2 protein-coding genes are annotated in these 545 nt (G+C 34.5%); both read left to right on the top strand.

Annotation, left to right across the window (positions count from 1 at the left end):
* The coding region (locus tag IDG60_RS27180) for a hypothetical protein (protein ID WP_241013319.1) at positions 1–70 on the top strand (70 nt) is incomplete at its 5' end.
* Between the two features lie 3 nt (positions 71–73).
* A partial coding sequence (locus IDG60_RS27175) for a methionine ABC transporter permease (protein WP_095289088.1) occupies positions 74–545 on the top strand: 472 nt, incomplete at its 3' end.

Below are 545 nucleotides of genomic sequence, written 5' to 3'. Positions count from 1 at the left end.
ACAATTTGATGACACGGCAATAAATCAATATTTCAAAGAGAAAAATATTCAATTTGAGGAGGTGCATTAACATATGTTTGGTTCTGATTTAGACAGTGCACAGTTATTACAAGCATTGTACGAAACGTTATATATGGTATCTATTGCTTTATTTTTAGGAGCAGTGATTGGTATTCCATTAGGTGTCTTATTGGTAATTACTCGAAAACAAGGCATATGGCCCAATATAGTGATACATCAAGTTTTAAATCCTTTAATCAATATTTTAAGGTCACTACCATTTATTATTTTGTTAATTGCGATTGTGCCATTCACAAAATTAGTAGTAGGTACTTCAATTGGTACGACTGCTGCCATCGTGCCTTTAACTGTATATGTGGCACCTTACATTGCAAGACTTGTTGAAAACTCATTATTGGAAGTAGACGAGGGGATTATTGAAGCGGCGAAAGCGATGGGCGCTTCACCACTACAAATCATTAGATATTTTTTAATTCCTGAAGCGTTAGGTTCATTAGTATTAGCAATTACCACTGCGATTATTG

It is taken from the genome of Staphylococcus sp. EG-SA-2 (assembly GCF_017152085.1).
Note: the sequence above shows the minus strand (reverse complement) of the source record. Positions and strands in the feature narration are given on the sequence as shown.